We start from the raw sequence: 15,776 nt of genomic DNA on the forward strand, positions 1-15,776 counted from the left end.
GGTTCAACTTATGGCTGTCTATGTCGACGACATGCATCTTACTGAGGCAGGGCGTTACCGCCGCATGAAGATGTCGCACATGATTGCGGACACAGAAGACGAGTTGCTTGAGATGGCGGACAGGATTGGTGTGCTACGGAAGTGGCACCAATACCCTGGTACTGCGAAGAGCCATTTCGACATTTGCATGAGCAAAAGGGCGCTCGCGGTAGCCGCTGGCGCTACTGAAATTCCGATGCGGCGGACCGGCGAGATAGTTCGAGCCAAGAGGGAGAAGATGCTTGCTGAGAGCGTTGTGCATGGGGAGGGTTGCCCCTCCCCAATAGCGTGGCGTTAGTCTTTTTTACTGTCCCCCTTGGTCTGCGGGCTGAGCTTTTCAAGCAACTTCTGGTAGGTTTTGATCTCGTCTTGGAGTGCTTTTACCTGGCGGCTCATTTCCCGCTGATTCTCCTCACGTCGCTCGTGCTGCTGTAGAACATCGCGCTCCAACCCTTTGATCTTCTCATCTTTGGTTGCAAGCTCGGTCTTGCGCTCCGCAACGAGGTTCGCGAGTGCATCATGGCTCAGCTGCAATTGCGCCAGTTGTTCTTTAAGCGGGCGTAGCAGAGCCAGCTCGATCTCGCTGTCCCGTCCAGCGGTCTCAAGTTCACGAATTCGCGCGCTCTGCGTGTCAATCTGTGTCTGGAGTGTCTGCTCCCTGCGTGCGCCGGCAGTGTTCTCTGCTCGCATTTCGGCAAGTTCATTGGCCTGGGCGCTTGTAGACTCACGCAGGCGTGCCACTTCCTCTTTGAGTGGCCGCAGTGATACCAGCTCAGCTTCAAGGGTTTTGTTGGTCTGGGTCAGTTCCGCCAGGCGCGGTTTAGTTTCAGCCAACTCGGCTGTGAGGCTGCGCTGCCGCTCAGTGCTAGCCGCAAGATCAGCGCTCAGGCGCGTGCTTGCTTCTTGCGCCGCTTCAGCACGTTGCTGCCACTCTTTCAGCTGTTCCTTGAGTGATTCCACCTCCTTGTCCAGGTCGTCGAGGGCATCTGATGCTTCTTGGATTTCCTCAGCATGCTGTGTCCGTTCTGCCGCGCTGCGCTGTAGAACCTCAGCTACCCGACGCTCGCTGATCCTGTGCGCTTGATTATTGATGTTGAGCGCCAGGCTCTGAAGGTGCTCGATCAGCGTGCCGCCGAGTTGCCCCAGCAGGTCCTCGATCTCAACCGGCAGGTCGCGATTATCGACGGGGGTCTCAACCGCACCCTTTGCTTTGTATGCCTCCCACACGGCCTTGAAGCGAGATTGCGTGCCGCCACCAAGGAGCTTTCTGATTGCGAAGCCGCTCACCCTGCGCCCCTGGCTTTCAATCTCCAGGCCAGCCTTGATTATCTGCTCGTCGGTAAATTCCGTGGGGCGCATAAGAGTGACCTCCTGCATCTGTAGTAAGAAAGTAAGTAAGTAAGAAAGTAACAGAGAAAGTAATAAACCACCAGGGGCAGCATAGCTGCCCCGCCTGATAGACGGCTGGCGGGCTTCAGGTGAAGAGCTTTATGTGCTGTGACGCACGTCATACAAGAGGGATTTATATCGCAAACTACACGGTATTATGATATTATAGACAATATAGTTACTCGCCGAGGCAGCACAATGGCCAATAAACGATTCGACCAGGCGATGGAGCGCATTCAGTCTCCCAGCTTCAACGATATGCCGTTGCTGGCGCGTGCCGACACCTTCAAAGAGCTTAAGGATGGCGGGCTGCTCAATAAGGAAATTGCCGCGCTTGCAAAGAAAACGCCCCAGCATGTTGAGCAGCTGTTGATCCTCGCCACGGCAGAGCCGGGGGTGCGTCGCCTTATCGCTCGCGAGCAGGTGACGTACGCCATGGTGATTGAGGCAGTTAGGGACGAGAGGCGCGGAGGACAAAGCGCCTTGACCGCCCTTAACCGCATGGTAGCTAACGCTCGTGAAGCCGGCAGATCGCGCGCCATGCGCCGTGATTTGGAACCTGTGAAGCTGCCAAACCGACGCACCCTAATAAGCATGCTCACCGAGCTGACTCCACTGCGCGCGCCGATTGCTGAGCAGCTGGATGCGGGTCAGGATGAGATGTCTATTTCAATTTCACAGTCTCAGGGCCGCGTGCTGGTTTCTTTGCTTGATGTCGTGTTGATTGGCAAGCGGCCAGGCAAGAAAGCCAGATCGAGTGCGCGAGACGCTAAGGGTGCAATGTGATCAACGACGGTATCATGATCGAATGCCCAAAAGCCGCCGAACAGTCAGAAGTATCGATGCTGCAGGTCGACGGCCGTTGTGGTGCGTCATCTGGCGTCCGCGCCCAGGACATCGACGCTTCCAGCTTTCCCTGGGGGATTGTGTCCATCCTGTTTGCGCTGATCGTTCTCGGGTTGCTCTGCTGGTTCAAGTCCCGCCGGAAGTGACCCTGTTCCCTCGATACCTGTACTAGCCTCAAATAAGAGGCCTATTCGCGATTATGGAAATACACGGTATTATGATGCGATAACGCATATTGTCGCGCATTTCCCATATGTCCCGAGTAGACACAAGCCGCTTCTTAGTGGCGGTGATCATCAGTCTTACGGTTGCCTGCGCCGGGTTCGAGTACCTGGTGCGGAAGGCGTTCGAGCCCGAGGTTGTGTCATACCCCGATTTTCGGCGTCACGAGGCAACCCCTTCAGCTGCAAAACGCGAGGCGGGTGACCGTCCAAGCGCTGCCATTGCATCTGCAAGCGCCGAGCCTAAAGGGTGAAAAATGCATGATGCATTCGCGGCGTGCTTGCGCCTACGTTTCAGGTGGATCGACACCATCGTTTTGCAATCTATTCCGGGATGTGAAGTCGATGCAGGTGTTGCGGCCGCCGAGGTCTACGCGATGGTGAACCAACTCGCATTGAGTGAGGCTTTCTGCAATTCCCCTCGGTACGGTAAAAGGGTGCCCCCTCTTGTTGAGGCAATACCTTGTCTTGCCGAAGCATATCGAAGGTTCTACAAGGCGCATTCTGGAGCTATTGCGAACAGAATTTTTCGCGAGCCCTCGGCTCAGAGCCAGGGCGAGGGAAGTGAGCCGCCAAGCTTGCGATTGATACCTGGCGGCCAGCGCCCCTCTCTCTCACCCGGTCACGCGGTGCGAATGCCGGTCGCGAGGTAGGTGGGCTCCTTTACTCACCGGACTATGCAGCCCGCAGGTCTTTGAGGTACGGGTTCAGCCAGAAGCCTGGGTACTGACGGAACAGCTCCGCTCCTCCACGGATGTATTCCAGCATGATTTCAGTGCACAGCCAGGCGCGCCCAAGCATTTCTGCTGCTAGTCCAGTGACTATCCTTCCTCCGAACGGGTCCACTACCAGGTCACCGGGTTCTGTCAGGAACTGAATAAGAAACTCGGGGAGGCTCAAAGGCATGCCCGCCCCATGTAGGGGAAGCCCGAGTTCAGTTGCACTTTGTCGATAGTCACGGTTAACAGCGCAGCTGTGCCCAAGCGTGAGTACATTCTTGGGAATCTTTCCTTCAGTCCATTTCCCGAACGATCCAGGTTTGAGCTTGTAGGCTCCATCGCCGTACTCGGCCGCCCGTTTTTCTCCGCCCTGAGCCATCAGACGGATATGGCGATCACTGTGGGGCTGCAGTACGCGACGGTTATCCGATTTCACCTTCAGAGGTGACTTAGCGAACCAGAGGACGGGCTCATAGGAAACGTTCAGATGCTGGCGGGTCTTGCTTACCCAGTGGATCGGGCCCGGTAGTTTCGAAGGGTTGTGCCACACGAAACGTTCCATCAGCTTCAGATCGAAGCGATCACACACCGCCAATACCAGGCGCTCAAGATAGGTTGAGCGAGATGGCAACCCTTCTTCGAAGATGTCATTCGAGACATTCAGCACGAGGCTGCCATCTTCTGCCAGGTTCTCGATGATCGGCTCAAGGTTCTCACAGATGAAGTCGACGATGCCGTGCTCATCAGGATTTCCGTAAGCCCTTGATTTTCTTAGCGCGTACGGCGGAGATGTGAAGCAAAGCGTTATGGGGACTTCAAGGCGCTTGAACGTGTCCGCAGCCGCGCCCCAGATCGCGACACCCAAGTCGGTAGAGAATGCCAGGAGCTTCACTCCTTTCTTCGCTGCATGGAGGTCGCGTTTTGCTCCCTCGGTAAGTCGCCAGACACCACGCTCGCCATGTACGCGCTCGATGAGCTTGAGGTGCTTAAGAGTTTGTTGGCACCAACGTATTTCGCGACGCTTTAAGCTATGCAACTGGCCAGACGTGCCTACTGGGGTGCGCATGGAAAGTTCTTGCTTGCTGATGCCAACAGCTTGCGCAACATGGTTGTAGAGCCCCTCGTTGTCGAGTGGTACATCCGGCATTTTTTGGTATGCGCTTCGTACCGCCTCGAACAGCTCCAACTGGCCGGCAGATGTACGGCGGGCGCGAGCCTTACTCATGCACTTTCCTCCTGAGCCACCACCTGACCCTCCCTTATGAAAGCGCGGGCCATTTCGATTGACGGCTTGTTGAACTGACGGCAGTAGCCATATGCGGAGCTTGACGAGTAGTTGGTGCCATACAGCTCATAGCTGCGGAGCAGGTGCTCGATCTCCGAGATCAACCAGTAATCGGAGAATCCGAACTCCCTGGTTTCGATCCAGAACTTCGCCGAGGTGATGCTGAAAAGCATGCGGTATGCTGCGAGGCCTGCCCGAGCAAGCGGCTCGTCGCCCAGGCTATCCAGGTGCTGCATGATAGGACCGTGCTTGCGTAAAGCCTCAAGGCGCAGCTTGGTTGCCCAACTCACCCGGTTGACAGTGCCTCGAATCAATATGCCCTCTACGCGATAGAACCCTTTGCCGGCTGCCGCGACCATTTCCCGCACCTTCGCCCGGCATTCCGAGCAGAGGCTGTTCCGCGCATAGGCCTGCTGAGCCAAGTGCTCAGTGCGTCCGCGATATTTAAATTCGACGGCATCAGCGTGGCCGCACAGGCGCTTCATGGTTTGTACATAGCGATTCCCGTTCATGCTGCATTCACTCCTTCGTCGTCAGTCTTCGCCCTGGAAGGCGAGTCGTGTATTATGGTGTGCATTATACACCATATAATATCACTATACCATATACACTAACCGGTAGAGCCATTACACTCCGGCCGTCAGCAGAGGAGCCACCATGCTCAAACATCGCGATTTGTGTGCTCTCGGGAGTAAATGGCTTTTGCGCCCAAATAGCCGAGGAGGGCATGGGTGCCATGTGGCTCACACAGAGCTATTTACTGGATGGGGCACAGAAATGCCCGATGCTATTGGCTTCCGCATGGCTGGGCATAACGACGGCTCAATCGTCCTTGAAGTCAAAGTGTCCCGCGCTGACTTCCTTGCGGATGCAAAAAAGCCACACCGGCAACCTGGCAAGGGGCTTGGGCGCTGGAGGTATTTCCTCTGCCCTGATGGACTTATTAGCCCAGACGAATTGCCTGTTGGTTGGGGATTGCTGTACGCAAGCGAGCGCGGCGTGATCAAGGCAGTCGCCGGGCCTGCGCGCGTCCTCGCAGAGAAGAAAGGCGGCGAGCACTTCAACACGGCATGCGAGGCTTACAGCAATCGTTCTGACAAGGAGCGAGAGGTGTTCCTGCTGACGCACCTACTTGCCAGGGTCTCCGATGCTGAGCAGGTGAATCTAAAGATCAGGAAGTACCGCAATGAGGCACAGCTTGCAGCTTCGCAACTCGCAGATGCCCGGCGTCGCATTCAGGAACTTGAAGCAGAAATCCTGGCTATGAAGCATCCAGGCGACCCCGGCCCGGCGAAGCCACGAGCCCGAAGGGCGACTACTGACCAAGAGACCCTTTAGGAGGCCTGGATGTACAGGATCGGAAATCTTCTGAACCCACTCCCATGCGACCAGGAGTTCCCTGATATCAGCACAGCGCGTGACGCAGCGGTCGAGAAAGCGGCCAAGTCGAAATGCACTCCAGTAGCAATCTGGGGAGATGACAGCATCGTCGTGGCCCTATTTCTGGCAGGTGAGGAGTTCGTGCCGGCATGACGTGTGAGCAGATCGTGTTGAATCCCGTAGTCACTGCTACCCATGTCGCTGTTCGAGGGCTTGAGCATCACGACGTTCCGCTGTTGGAGAGCCTTGCACTGAAGCTTGCGGACATGGCCGATTTCGTAGAAGAGATAAATCAGTCCGAGTGGTCCGCGTGGGTCGACGCGCTTACGCAGCAAGAGTGGCTGGTCTTCATTTTCCTGGATCAACAGCAATTCCTTGACTTGACCCAATGCGGCAGAGCCTTGCGCGTAAGCCGCACCTCAATTGAAACCGTGATGGACTGAAACAAAGGAGTATCGATATGCCAGGATTTCAGGTGAACCTGGGGGAGCAGTTGTTTCGCGATCCAAGCAGCCTGTCGCTCGATGAAGTGTTGGCCCAGCTCAATGAGTGGCCGGATGACGCGACGTGTGCGACGCAAGAATCCGATGGCGAGGTCTTGTACTGGAACGCGCCGGTCGAAGAGGTGATTGCCGGCCGGCGAAGAGCCGGAACTAGCGACATGCTGCGAGAGATCGGGCTCGGTGCTCAGATTCACGTGGCCTACCTGAACCTAGATGATCCTGTCGTAGCGGCGGACTGGGAATCTGCCGTCAGCGTGCACCCACGCCTTCGCAAATCTGGGTATCAGACCGAAGAGCGTCTCGGCTGTCTCATCATTACCGGAACGCTCTCTCTGCGAGAAATGACCCAACTTGTCGAGCAACAACCCGATGGCCACCTAATGGATCAAGACCTGGCACGGCGACTTAAGGCATCTATGGTTATCGGCTCTCAATGTTCGCTCGACCAACTCCGCGCCTCGCTCCCAGCTGTAGACAGTGCTTTGCTGGTTGACCTGCCTGATGGCGCTCGCGAGTGGTTGGAATCAGGCGAGCGGGGTGTCAGTAGTGAGACCATGTTCGAGGTGTTTACCGGGATACCGCTGGAGCAGGATCGCGACCACCCGCAAGACCTTGATGACTTCAGGCGCTGCCGTTTGCTGTTGGAGCAAGTCCCGGCGTTTGTCGAGAAGCTTCCATTAATGGCGGAGCTGTCCCCGCAGTGGGCTGGGTTAGTGAGTCGATGGGATTTGATCTGCATCGCAATGGACGCTGAAACGCCTAACTGGCGGCCTTCAGGTGTCGGTGGACCGGTTGGCGAAGCCTGCCGGCTTATACAAGAGGCTATTTCGGATATGGGAGCATTGGGATGAGTGTGACGATCAATCTGCATCAGGCTGAGCTGATCCAAGCTGTACTAGACAGTGGTGAGCCCCAAGTAGTTGCGCTGTTTAATGCGCATGGCCACAGCGGTGAAGGGGTTTACTGCTGCCTACCAGGTAATCTCCGTAAAGGGGCATTCTTCTTGCCGGAGAATGCGCAGGACGCTCTGGGCGGATTTTCCGCCTCGGCCGCTTCGCTTGAAACCGGTACAGCCTTCCTGGCTAGCCATGAAGCTTCCGGTAAGCCAATCGGGGCTGTGATGTGGTTTTCTGGTGCAACTGATCACCTCAACTTTGGCCTGCCGAGTAAGCCAGAGAGTGAAATCCATCTCACCCCATATCAACTCAAGGGTGTGATCGAGTGCTTTGGCGGCGAAGACGACGATCCTTTGGTATTGCTGATGGGCGACGAGCGTTGCCATAGCGGGCCTGGGCTTTACGGTTATTACCAGGAGCTTCCGGAAGAAGGCGTGATGTTCTTCGGTGTCGACGAGGCAGCACAGAACGCCGGCAACGCGATCTGTGACTTGAAGGTAGAAAGCGGGGAGGCGAGGGTCGTTTGACCCTCGGGGAGTCGTCTATGGAAATTCGCTACACAGCGGTTGCGGCCACAGCAGCCTTAATGCTGTCTGTCATTGCAATCGGGCTAAGCGCGGTTGCGATGTCTCGAATTGATGGCCAGGTGTACCTTGGCTCAAAGGAGACAGCCACCCGCACAGTAGAGCTGCTTTGCATCAATGGCTTTGCATATGAATTGCGCCCCAGCGGCTCTGACTCGGGCGACGGGCGTTTAATGCTCCAGGTCATGACCACGCCGGTTGGTGAGCCAAGCTACGACGAGAATGGCCGCGAGTACCCACGTAGAATAGGTCCTAAAAACTGCTCCTGATAACAGGTGGGTTGTTCGTTATAAAAATGCCGGCATTCGCCGGCATTTTTACTTCGAGTCACTTTCTCTGAACGCTGCAAGTGCCACCAGGTTGCGAGGTTTAGGAAAGAAGTCCTCCAGGCAGATCGCACGTTCTATGCTGTGAACGACTGGTTCCATGGAAAGCAGTGTCATACCCCGTAGCAACGTGGCCTTGGCGCGCGCCATGAGACGATGATCACCTAGGATCAGGACATCGAGAAGTTGCGCTGCTTCGGCCAGATAGACCCGCGCGAAGTCACGATCCAAGTCCGGTAGGGCGGTGATGTTGCTGATGATGTCGGCGAGTTTGATCGTCTGCCCTTGGGCACTGGCGCGCGCGTAGTGCGCTCGATCCAACGCTTTGCGCGCCGCACGGTTGCCGTCTGCCGGCGTACTGACCTTGGTCACTTCTCGCACGAGAGTGGCCACCTCGACACCCAGCGCCTGTTCGATCATCTCGAAAGTAACCCACGGTACGTCCTCTTCAGTGTCATGCACCCAGGCCGCCGCAAGCATTTCATGTGTCGTGCCGGGTACTGCCCGCAGGATTTGAACCACTTCGCCTGGATGAGTGATGTAGGGGAGGCCGGTGTATTTTCGCTTCTGGTCGATGCTGCCATGCGCCTGCATCGCGAACTGCCAGGCGCGTTCTTCGAGGGAGAGCATAAGCACCTCATAAGTACACGGAATAATATCATTCTAGAGATATTACGCCGTGCTGGCCAGAGGCCATTCATGCTTGTCATGCAAACCCCTGTTTGGGATAGTGCACCCGCGCGGACCAGGCCGCGCGCCGCCCACATGGCGAAGCTTCAGCAGCACCTGATCCCCCTGAACATCGCAATCATGCTCTCAACCACAGCCGGTTGAGGGAAGTGGGCTTACCTCGTTTCGCCGGTAATGGAGAGAGTCATGGATACTGATCGCCTCAAGAAACGCGCCAAGAATCTCAAGCGCCTGCTACCCGCATTCATCCAAGAATACGGCGCGTCACCCAGCTTAGCAGCTTGCCAGGAATTGGCCGCACGCCTCGATGGATTCCCCAGCTTTCATGCTGCCCAGCGCGCTGATGCTCAGTCCTTGCCCATTCAGTCGACTATGCCGCGCCTCGGCGCGCTTGAGTTCCGCATTTGGGATGCCGTTGACGGTTGGCGCGCACCCCGCCAGTGGAAGGAAGATGGCCACGGTGCGCTGCTGTTGGCCCGTCGCGAGTCGCATATGGCCGAGCTGGAAGGAATGCTCGATGAGCATATCGAGATGCACCTGCCTGGCCCGGATTACAGCCTGGGTCAGATGTCGCCGGCCGCGCTGCGCAAGCTGGTAACCCTGGCGCGCAAGGCAAAGGAAATAGAACCAGGCTTTCTGTATGCAACGGCGCTTGAGATTGGCGCGCTGATCGAGCTGGGTGAGAGTGAAAAGGCCGCTTGGATCGGACGATCCAGCGTAGGACGGATTGACCTTGAGCTACTGCCGCCGGCATTCGCCAGTACGCTCAGATACACGGAGAATTGCAACCGGGGCTATCTTCAGCTGAACCATCACTATGTTCTGGCTCTCATTGCCTGCGGCCGCCGGCAGGAAGCGGATGTGGTGTGCGAGAAGATGCTGGCGCTCTGCCCGGATGACAACTTGGGCATGAGGTATCTGCTGAGTGAGGGTGCGCAGGTGGCGCGGGAGAAGTTGAAAGCCTCTTCGAAAGCATCCAAGACTGCAAGCTAGGTTTAGGCCCGAGCTTAGAATTATACCATCCCCAATATACCCGGCCGCACCGCCGCTGCCGGGTTTCTTTTACCGTGGAGCCCGAACCTTCTGCACCTACTCATAAATTATACCATCCCCAAAGGGTGCTTCATCCCTCCATAGCACCCCTGTTTTGCTTCTTCGCCGTCCTCCCCACCGTGCGCGAAGCGCACCCCCTAGAAACGACCTGACCGGACCAACCGGGCGGGGCGCTCTTTCTCGTTGGCCATTCTGAACTGTCGGGGACGAGATGTAGTTCGCTAACGATTGTCGCTAACGCATAAATCGTCATCGAAGAGAAGAGGGGTATCGGATAATTCGCTACCGAGATTCGTCAACGACTATCTCGGTAACGAGTTTTACTGACGAGGACCGTGTGTAGGTCGACGTGAGGAATGGTTCGCGCTTTGTTCCATATCGAGATCGGCAATGGGGTAGCGAACGACTGTGAACCATAGATGGCGATCACCTGGAGCGGTAACACATTTTGGACATCGTTCACCAAGAGCACCCCAGTAGGTATCGACAAAGCTTTGATCGTAGGCAGCGACAGCTTCATCGTACGTGAACGTCTGGTCAACGTGAGGTTCCGATTTACCGATTTGTTCTACGAGTCGGTAACGCAGCTCATATCGATTGCCAGTTTGATCTTGATCGGGATCGATACCTATCTCGCTGTCGAATGTCTTCAGCGGGGAGAGGTTCTGACGGTTCACCAGGGCGGCAGCAGCAATCTTCAGCGCAAGCTGATTCATTGAATCAAGCAGCTCAGTCATATGGCCTACTGGCTCAGGAATCGTTTTCGGCACGAAGAGGTTCATTTGCTCGATCACGTGATCGAGAACCATCGAGCGCAAGTCATCCGTAGTCAAGCTGCCTGATTTTTCGTTATCCATTGGTGGTTTTACGCTCTCACTCATTTGCGCTAACCTGTATCTATACACGGTATCGTGTCACAATATCGCATACCTTTTGTTTTTTCGGAAACGAGATGCTTCGCCATCAGGGTTTTCGAGAGAGCAGCTAGTAGGGCCGGCGCGCAGCGCCGGGGGACGGGCGGTGCGAAGGGGGTCCGGGTGGGCCCATCGAACCCACAATTGGGGATGGTATAATTTTATGGCCAATCGCGATTTCTTCCGCGTCACTCATGACGAGCTGAAGGCCTTGCAGCCCGGCGACCGGGTTTTCGTTGCTCAGTGCAACGCCGATAACCCCGATCCGCTGCGCAGCGCTATCCACTGGTGTCAGGTTACCCGCTGCGATGAAAAAACCATTCACGCCGCACCTATTTGGGACGGGCGACTGACCGGCAACATCGTCTTCGATATCCAGCAGGGCCTGGCTCTTCGCATGCCAAACGTCATGCACGGCCCGAGCGTGGGAATCCTCGCCGTCGACAACGGCCCGAAATTCAACCTCGACCAGTCCAGTCTGGCTATCCGCTCTTTCATTGAACGCTCTGAGGCAGCCATCAAGAATGCCGACATGACCCTGGATGTTCTTACCGCCGTTCGTAACGCCAAGGCCTATTTGAGCGCTCAGGACATTGCACAGCTTGCAGGGGGCAACCCCACACTGGCCGCCAAAGCGCTTTTTGCAAACATGAACCTGGGTACTGTTGAGCGACTGGTTGAGCTTCGAGGCAACCTGGTTAAAAACCTGACCGAGGACGGGCCTCTCGTTTGTGCGCTCCGTGGTGCACACGACCTGATCAACGAACATTGGGCCGTCTCAAATACCGCCCAAGGTCAACTCGGGGTCCGCGTGCTCAATGATCTTCGTGTGGCCATGTCCGTGGTGACCAAGGGGCCAGAGAGCGCGATCTCCCAACTCCCCATCACGGCACTCAATGGTGACGCGCTGAAGGATGCATTCAAGGCGACCGAACCCAAGACCACCTTTCACCTGTCTTCAACCGATATCGCTGACGACCAGGTTTTCGATGACGCCGCAGCGGCAGGCAGGGCGTTTTATCAGGTCGAGCGGTCGCGTCGGCCTTCGGTGATCATTTCCTACAACCCGCGCAAGGCAAGCACCTTAGCTTCAACTGAGGTTTGGGGTAACGACGAGCAGGGGGCCCCGCGTTACGTCAAGCGAACCCCCGGCGTGGCAACGCCAGAAGCTGCTGCATTCAGCAGCGGTTACTTCCAGGCGCTGGCCCTGCATGTTGAGTCACAGCTTAAAGCTGTCGATTGGACCGCCAGCGCTTCTGAGGCGGGACTTTCGGAGCAAGCACCTGCGCTCGGCTGCGCTGTGTACGACGACCTTGAGTCTCTCTCTCGCTTCGATTTTGAAACAGCAGCACAGCTATGGGATAGCCATGTGCCTGCTGCGTTGGGGCGGCCGGCAATGCTCGACCGCCAGTGGAAGCGCCAGCTTGAAGGGCTGAAATCAATTTCCGAACAACTCGACTCCGGCAGTACAAGCATCTACCTCGATGCCGAGAGTGAACAACCTGCCCCCCAACCTCGCGCGCTGCGCCTGCGCTAATAGGAGCCTTTTCATGCAGTACGAGCGCACCCCTTTGTTCCCCGGCGAAATTGGTATCTATCCGGCCGGCGATTCTTCTCTTCATGCGGCCGAGGCTTTTGGCGTGCAAGGGGCTCTGCGCTGGAAGGCGCTGCCTGAACATGACGCACGTGCTGCTGCTGCCATCCATGCATGCCTGCAAGCCGGTCGCTCTTTCGATAGTGCTGGCGCTCGCCGTGATATCCGCAAGGAAACCGTGCAGTCCTGGGCTGCGAACCTGGCTGTTCAATTCGTTGAGCGTGGTATGGAAGCTTCTGTTGCAGGCAGCTACGGCTCAACTTACGCCAACATGCTCGCGGGCCTGTCGGTTGATTTGGCACTCAAGAAGGCTATCGACCTTGGGTTTGAGCCTAACGTACCCAATGCGGGAGAAATGGAGCGCATGGCCACGGTCGCCGCGCGAGAACGACTGAGTAGTGCGATCGTTCGACTCGCGGAGATCAAGCAGGCATACGCGCACGGCGCTGCTGCTAAATGCGCCGAACAACTGTGCGTGCTTCAAGAGCAGTACCCGCAATTGCGTAAGCCGCAAGGCTTCGCGGTGCAAGCATTCGTGGCCGGACAGATCACGCCGGTCGAACAACGATTCAGTACGTTTGAAGAGGCGGTCCAAGCGTTCCGCCAACTGCCGGCGGCCTCGAATCCACGTCTGTGTGAGGATGATCAGTTGTTGATCTCCCACAACCAAACCGAGTCTGGCCCCCCACTTCACTTCAGAGATGGCCAGGTTCAGAGCGCTTATGTGGATGCTCTGATCGAAGGTACGGGTGCGCTCGTAATCTCAAGCAACCTGGGCGCTTCCCAGTCGCAACAGGTTGTCGGCCTACTTCCTGGTGCAGCTGAACAACTGCGCCGCTCTATCAGTGCCGTCAATGAATCAGTTGCTTATACCGAGGTTCTGCCATCGGAACAGCGCCAGCATGCGCCAAGGCTTGGGTAAAGGAGCCCGTGATGTCCACCAATAGCCCCAAACGACCAAGCTTCGAAGGTGAAATTTCCGTCTTTATGTCCCCGGCCAAAGTCTGGCTGGCTGATCGAGCAGAAAAGGATGTTCGAGGGAGACTTATGTGGGCAGCCATGCCCCTAGAATCTCCCCGCACCGCTGCTGCTATTTACGCCTATGTGAGCACTGCGGACTCTCTGAGACGCCATGGCTCATTCCCTGAAATCACCGATGAAACCGTTTGCTCCTGGGCCGCCAATCTTGCTGCGAAGTACGCCGCGTCAGCCAAAGACGGGGACAACATGCAGCTGTTTTCCGGTCACGCCGAGGTCGATGCCCGTTATATCGCATCGCTTCAAGCCAGCGATGCTCTATCGAAGGCAATTCAATGCGGCATTCACCGCGAGTCCAAATTCGCAGTTGCTATCGAAAGTATGCAGGCGATAGCGGTTCGCCAGAACCTCACCGGGGCACGTTCCGTCCTCAGTAGCCTAGCCGTTGGCCTAGACCCAAGCGGCGGCATGTTCACCACCGACGAGCAACTCGAAGCGCTCAGAAACCAATATCCGGTGTTGCGTAAGACCGGGCAGTACAAGCTTGGGCAGCGAGACGAAAACGGTGCTTACGTCTTTGACCACCATGACGTATTTGTCGAAGCGGCAAGTGCGTTTCTGCAGATCGATCCGCAGAATCTGCCTCGTGTGTTCAAGCACAACGAGCTGATCATGGATCGTGACGCTGATAACGCGCATTCCATTCGTTTCAAGGCAAATCACTACGAAGAGAAGTTCAACAAGTGGTTTGTTGCGCCAGTTCCAACCCAGTCAACCGAGGCACACCTTAAACAGTTGTCAGCCTGCTGGCGTGCAGTGCATGGCATCTCAGGCCCCAACCATGGCCGTAGCTATGCCGATGCCGGGATATCGATGGAGAAGACCGAAGAGGGGGTCGACGTAAAGATGGACGGCGTTTCGGTCGCTCATTTCTCCAAGGAGCCTGATCGTCGCGAGCTGTTCAACACCCTGGTTGGGACAATCCAAACGTTGGCCACACCCATTGCTGAGCGCATGAATGCAGCTCTGCGTGAATCGCTCTTGATTCCCGAAGGGCATCATGTGCGCTTCGACATTAAGGGTGACATCCGTTGGATCAAGGACAACCTGCATCGCAAACTGTCGGCTCGAATCTCTCCGATATCTTCATCAAGCTCCCCGGAGCAGCTCAACGCAGAGTTTCGTGTTTTTCTTGATGTTCCTCGTGGCCACCTGTTCATGAATAAGGGGCCAAACGTTCTCGGGAAGGAGGTCAATCTGCTTAAAGAGAATGCCGAGGTCTTCCATTACGGTAATGACTACGAGGAGGTGATTGGCAGCATGATCGCGGCTTACAACTCTGCGATGCCGGCATCACTTCGTCCTAGCCAAGCTGCCAACGCTCACTGTGAACAGGTGTCGGCAGTCACCGACCAGGCTTTCTCTCAAGACGACTTTCAGCTTCATACATCACCCCAAGAAGCATCTTCCTTTAGCGCTACGCATCCCGACATGGACGCGGATGACATGCAACAACGAACCACCAAAGCCCTGCGTATGGGCTGAGAAGGAACCAACATGCGTAATGGAATCATCCTCCAGGTACAAGGTCTCGGTGTCCCAGTTCAAATGGCCTCTGATCGTGTCGAGGCCGGTTATGTTGTCGGGTGGTCCTCTGATGTCGATTGCCCGATTGATGCCCCGGCTCACGTCCTGATCGGCAACAAGGAGGTCGACCGTTTCCTTCGTATGGCTGTTGATCCTCGCTTTCAGCAAGCAGGCCTGATTCAGGTTATCGGGGTAGAGGTGAACGACGATCAAACCGCCATCTCGCGCCAAGATTGCATTCACAAGTACCAGATAAGCCCCGACAACTGGAACAGCGTTCGCACGGCGCTGGTGATTGCCGGTAACTCACCGAAGGGTCCAGTTATGGACACCATGGAGTGGATCGGAACCCGCCAGGAGTACGCCGAAGGCGCTCACATGCGCGAGGCGTTCCAACATGCCAGCACTCGCGGCATGAAGTCGGTAACGCTCTATACCCAGCAGGAAGGCGGTCACATCCTGAATGCCGCTGATTTCATCCACGGCTTTCGCCGGCAGATGAAGCCATCGCTGCGCTACGCCGAACTACTGCGCCAGCAGATCGAAAGCGCCGTTATGGACATGGACTGCAACCAAATCCATGGCGAGCGAGCGGTACACGTGCTGCGTCAGATACAGAACGCATTCCGCCATGAGCAAGAGCAACAACTCTGTGAGTTGCAAGACCTCGGCATGGATACCGCCAAGTTCCAGCGCACTGCTCAGGAAGCCGTGGAAGAACTTGATAGTCCCAATACCCGTAAACCTCGCGGCCCATCCCTGCACTGAGGAT

General features: G+C 56.4%; 18 protein-coding genes. 13 read left to right on the top strand and 5 right to left on the bottom strand.

Annotated elements, in window-relative coordinates; genetic code table 11:
- Positions 1–10 precede the first annotated feature (10 nt).
- Positions 11–337 carry a DUF4031 domain-containing protein gene (locus tag BLS08_RS13545; RefSeq protein WP_017362436.1) on the top strand — a complete coding sequence of 109 codons (327 nt, stop codon included), beginning with the start codon at positions 11–13 and terminating at the stop codon, positions 335–337.
- Here BLS08_RS13545 and BLS08_RS13550 read toward each other — a convergent pair.
- Positions 334–1,398, bottom strand: coding sequence for a DNA-binding protein (locus BLS08_RS13550; protein ID WP_017362437.1), 1,065 nt, complete (start codon positions 1,396–1,398; stop codon positions 334–336). The two genes, BLS08_RS13545 and BLS08_RS13550, sit on opposite strands and share 4 nt — an antisense overlap.
- Positions 1,399–1,626: 228 nt before the next feature.
- On the opposite strand from BLS08_RS13550, the gene BLS08_RS13555 reads away from it, so the two are divergent.
- The gene (locus tag BLS08_RS13555; RefSeq protein ID WP_017362438.1) at positions 1,627–2,214 is read left to right on the top strand and encodes a hypothetical protein; all 588 of its coding nucleotides are present in this window, start codon (positions 1,627–1,629) and stop codon (positions 2,212–2,214) included.
- Positions 2,211–2,420: a hypothetical protein gene (locus BLS08_RS13560; RefSeq protein WP_017362439.1), complete on the top strand. Its 210-nt coding sequence runs from the start codon at positions 2,211–2,213 to the stop codon at positions 2,418–2,420. Before BLS08_RS13555 ends, BLS08_RS13560 begins: the two co-directional genes overlap by 4 nt.
- A gap of 750 nt (positions 2,421–3,170) precedes the next feature.
- On the opposite strand, the gene BLS08_RS13565 is transcribed toward BLS08_RS13560, so the two are convergent.
- Both BLS08_RS13565 and BLS08_RS13570 read right to left on the bottom strand, forming a co-directional pair.
- The gene (locus BLS08_RS13565) at positions 3,171–4,439 is read right to left on the bottom strand and encodes a site-specific DNA-methyltransferase (RefSeq protein ID WP_017362440.1); all 1,269 of its coding nucleotides are present in this window, start codon (positions 4,437–4,439) and stop codon (positions 3,171–3,173) included.
- A complete protein-coding gene (locus BLS08_RS13570; RefSeq protein ID WP_017362441.1) occupies positions 4,436–5,011 on the bottom strand; it encodes a hypothetical protein in 576 nt (191 codons plus the stop codon). Before BLS08_RS13570 ends, BLS08_RS13565 begins: the two co-directional genes overlap by 4 nt.
- A gap of 265 nt (positions 5,012–5,276) precedes the next feature.
- On the opposite strand from BLS08_RS13570, the gene BLS08_RS13575 reads away from it, so the two are divergent.
- The 5 genes from BLS08_RS13575 (at position 5,277) to BLS08_RS13600 (ending at position 8,131) form a co-directional block, all read left to right on the top strand.
- Positions 5,277–5,837: a hypothetical protein gene (locus BLS08_RS13575; protein WP_017362442.1), complete on the top strand. Its 561-nt coding sequence runs from the start codon at positions 5,277–5,279 to the stop codon at positions 5,835–5,837.
- A 191-nt stretch (positions 5,838–6,028) separates the two neighbouring features.
- Positions 6,029–6,322 (top strand): hypothetical protein, encoded by a 294-nt coding sequence (locus BLS08_RS13585; protein WP_017362444.1) that lies wholly within the window; start codon positions 6,029–6,031, stop codon positions 6,320–6,322.
- A gap of 17 nt (positions 6,323–6,339) precedes the next feature.
- Positions 6,340–7,233 carry a hypothetical protein gene (locus tag BLS08_RS13590; protein ID WP_017362445.1) on the top strand — a complete coding sequence of 298 codons (894 nt, stop codon included), beginning with the start codon at positions 6,340–6,342 and terminating at the stop codon, positions 7,231–7,233.
- Complete coding sequence (locus tag BLS08_RS13595) at positions 7,230–7,805, top strand: hypothetical protein (protein WP_017362446.1); 576 nt, start codon at positions 7,230–7,232, stop codon at positions 7,803–7,805. The genes BLS08_RS13590 and BLS08_RS13595 overlap by 4 nt, the downstream gene beginning before the upstream one ends.
- 17 nt (positions 7,806–7,822) lie before the next feature.
- Positions 7,823–8,131, top strand: coding sequence for a hypothetical protein (locus BLS08_RS13600; protein WP_017362447.1), 309 nt, complete (start codon positions 7,823–7,825; stop codon positions 8,129–8,131).
- A 48-nt stretch (positions 8,132–8,179) separates the two neighbouring features.
- On the opposite strand, the gene BLS08_RS13605 is transcribed toward BLS08_RS13600, so the two are convergent.
- Positions 8,180–8,818, bottom strand: coding sequence for an HD domain-containing protein (locus BLS08_RS13605; protein WP_017362448.1), 639 nt, complete (start codon positions 8,816–8,818; stop codon positions 8,180–8,182).
- Positions 8,819–9,064: 246 nt separating this feature from the next.
- Between BLS08_RS13605 and BLS08_RS13610 the strand changes: the two genes are divergently transcribed.
- Positions 9,065–9,871, top strand: a complete 807-nt coding sequence (locus tag BLS08_RS13610) for a hypothetical protein (RefSeq protein ID WP_017362450.1) — start codon at positions 9,065–9,067, stop codon at positions 9,869–9,871.
- 380 nt (positions 9,872–10,251) lie between these two features.
- Here the strand turns inward: BLS08_RS13610 and BLS08_RS26080 are convergent, their stop codons facing one another.
- Positions 10,252–10,812, bottom strand: coding sequence for a hypothetical protein (locus tag BLS08_RS26080; RefSeq protein ID WP_139134725.1), 561 nt, complete (start codon positions 10,810–10,812; stop codon positions 10,252–10,254).
- A gap of 196 nt (positions 10,813–11,008) precedes the next feature.
- Between BLS08_RS26080 and BLS08_RS13620 the strand changes: the two genes are divergently transcribed.
- The 4 genes from BLS08_RS13620 to BLS08_RS13635 are packed head-to-tail and all read left to right on the top strand — an operon-like array spanning position 11,009 to position 15,772.
- Positions 11,009–12,382 (top strand): hypothetical protein, encoded by a 1,374-nt coding sequence (locus tag BLS08_RS13620; protein ID WP_017362452.1) that lies wholly within the window; start codon positions 11,009–11,011, stop codon positions 12,380–12,382.
- Between the two features lie 13 nt (positions 12,383–12,395).
- A complete protein-coding gene (locus BLS08_RS13625; RefSeq protein ID WP_017362453.1) occupies positions 12,396–13,361 on the top strand; it encodes a hypothetical protein in 966 nt (321 codons plus the stop codon).
- Between the two features lie 11 nt (positions 13,362–13,372).
- Complete coding sequence (locus tag BLS08_RS13630; protein ID WP_017362454.1) at positions 13,373–14,962, top strand: hypothetical protein; 1,590 nt, start codon at positions 13,373–13,375, stop codon at positions 14,960–14,962.
- Positions 14,963–14,974: 12 nt separating this feature from the next.
- On the top strand, positions 14,975–15,772 hold the full coding sequence (locus BLS08_RS13635) for a hypothetical protein (protein WP_017362455.1): 798 nt from the start codon (positions 14,975–14,977) through the stop codon (positions 15,770–15,772).
- Positions 15,773–15,776 lie beyond the last annotated feature (4 nt).

It is taken from the genome of Ectopseudomonas chengduensis, assembly GCF_900102635.1.
In the GTDB taxonomy this organism is placed as follows: Bacteria; Pseudomonadota; Gammaproteobacteria; order Pseudomonadales; family Pseudomonadaceae; genus Aquipseudomonas; species Aquipseudomonas chengduensis.

Excerpts from the sequence above, each read along its gene's own strand:
- BLS08_RS13545 (WP_017362436.1), top strand. The coding sequence starts at position 11 with ATGGCTGTCTATGTCGACGACATGCATCTTACTGAGGCAGGGCGTTAC.
- BLS08_RS13550 (WP_017362437.1), bottom strand. The coding sequence starts at position 1,398 with ATGCGCCCCACGGAATTTACCGACGAGCAGATAATCAAGGCTGGCCTG.
- BLS08_RS13555 (WP_017362438.1), top strand. The coding sequence starts at position 1,627 with ATGGCCAATAAACGATTCGACCAGGCGATGGAGCGCATTCAGTCTCCC.
- BLS08_RS13565 (WP_017362440.1), bottom strand. The coding sequence starts at position 4,439 with ATGAGTAAGGCTCGCGCCCGCCGTACATCTGCCGGCCAGTTGGAGCTG.
- BLS08_RS13570 (WP_017362441.1), bottom strand. The coding sequence starts at position 5,011 with ATGAACGGGAATCGCTATGTACAAACCATGAAGCGCCTGTGCGGCCAC.
- BLS08_RS13575 (WP_017362442.1), top strand. The coding sequence starts at position 5,277 with ATGCCCGATGCTATTGGCTTCCGCATGGCTGGGCATAACGACGGCTCA.
- BLS08_RS13585 (WP_017362444.1), top strand. The coding sequence starts at position 6,029 with ATGACGTGTGAGCAGATCGTGTTGAATCCCGTAGTCACTGCTACCCAT.
- BLS08_RS13590 (WP_017362445.1), top strand. The coding sequence starts at position 6,340 with ATGCCAGGATTTCAGGTGAACCTGGGGGAGCAGTTGTTTCGCGATCCA.
- BLS08_RS13595 (WP_017362446.1), top strand. The coding sequence starts at position 7,230 with ATGAGTGTGACGATCAATCTGCATCAGGCTGAGCTGATCCAAGCTGTA.
- BLS08_RS13600 (WP_017362447.1), top strand. The coding sequence starts at position 7,823 with ATGGAAATTCGCTACACAGCGGTTGCGGCCACAGCAGCCTTAATGCTG.
- BLS08_RS13605 (WP_017362448.1), bottom strand. The coding sequence starts at position 8,818 with ATGCTCTCCCTCGAAGAACGCGCCTGGCAGTTCGCGATGCAGGCGCAT.
- BLS08_RS13610 (WP_017362450.1), top strand. The coding sequence starts at position 9,065 with ATGGATACTGATCGCCTCAAGAAACGCGCCAAGAATCTCAAGCGCCTG.
- BLS08_RS26080 (WP_139134725.1), bottom strand. The coding sequence starts at position 10,812 with ATGAGTGAGAGCGTAAAACCACCAATGGATAACGAAAAATCAGGCAGC.
- BLS08_RS13620 (WP_017362452.1), top strand. The coding sequence starts at position 11,009 with ATGGCCAATCGCGATTTCTTCCGCGTCACTCATGACGAGCTGAAGGCC.
- BLS08_RS13625 (WP_017362453.1), top strand. The coding sequence starts at position 12,396 with ATGCAGTACGAGCGCACCCCTTTGTTCCCCGGCGAAATTGGTATCTAT.
- BLS08_RS13630 (WP_017362454.1), top strand. The coding sequence starts at position 13,373 with ATGTCCACCAATAGCCCCAAACGACCAAGCTTCGAAGGTGAAATTTCC.
- BLS08_RS13635 (WP_017362455.1), top strand. The coding sequence starts at position 14,975 with ATGCGTAATGGAATCATCCTCCAGGTACAAGGTCTCGGTGTCCCAGTT.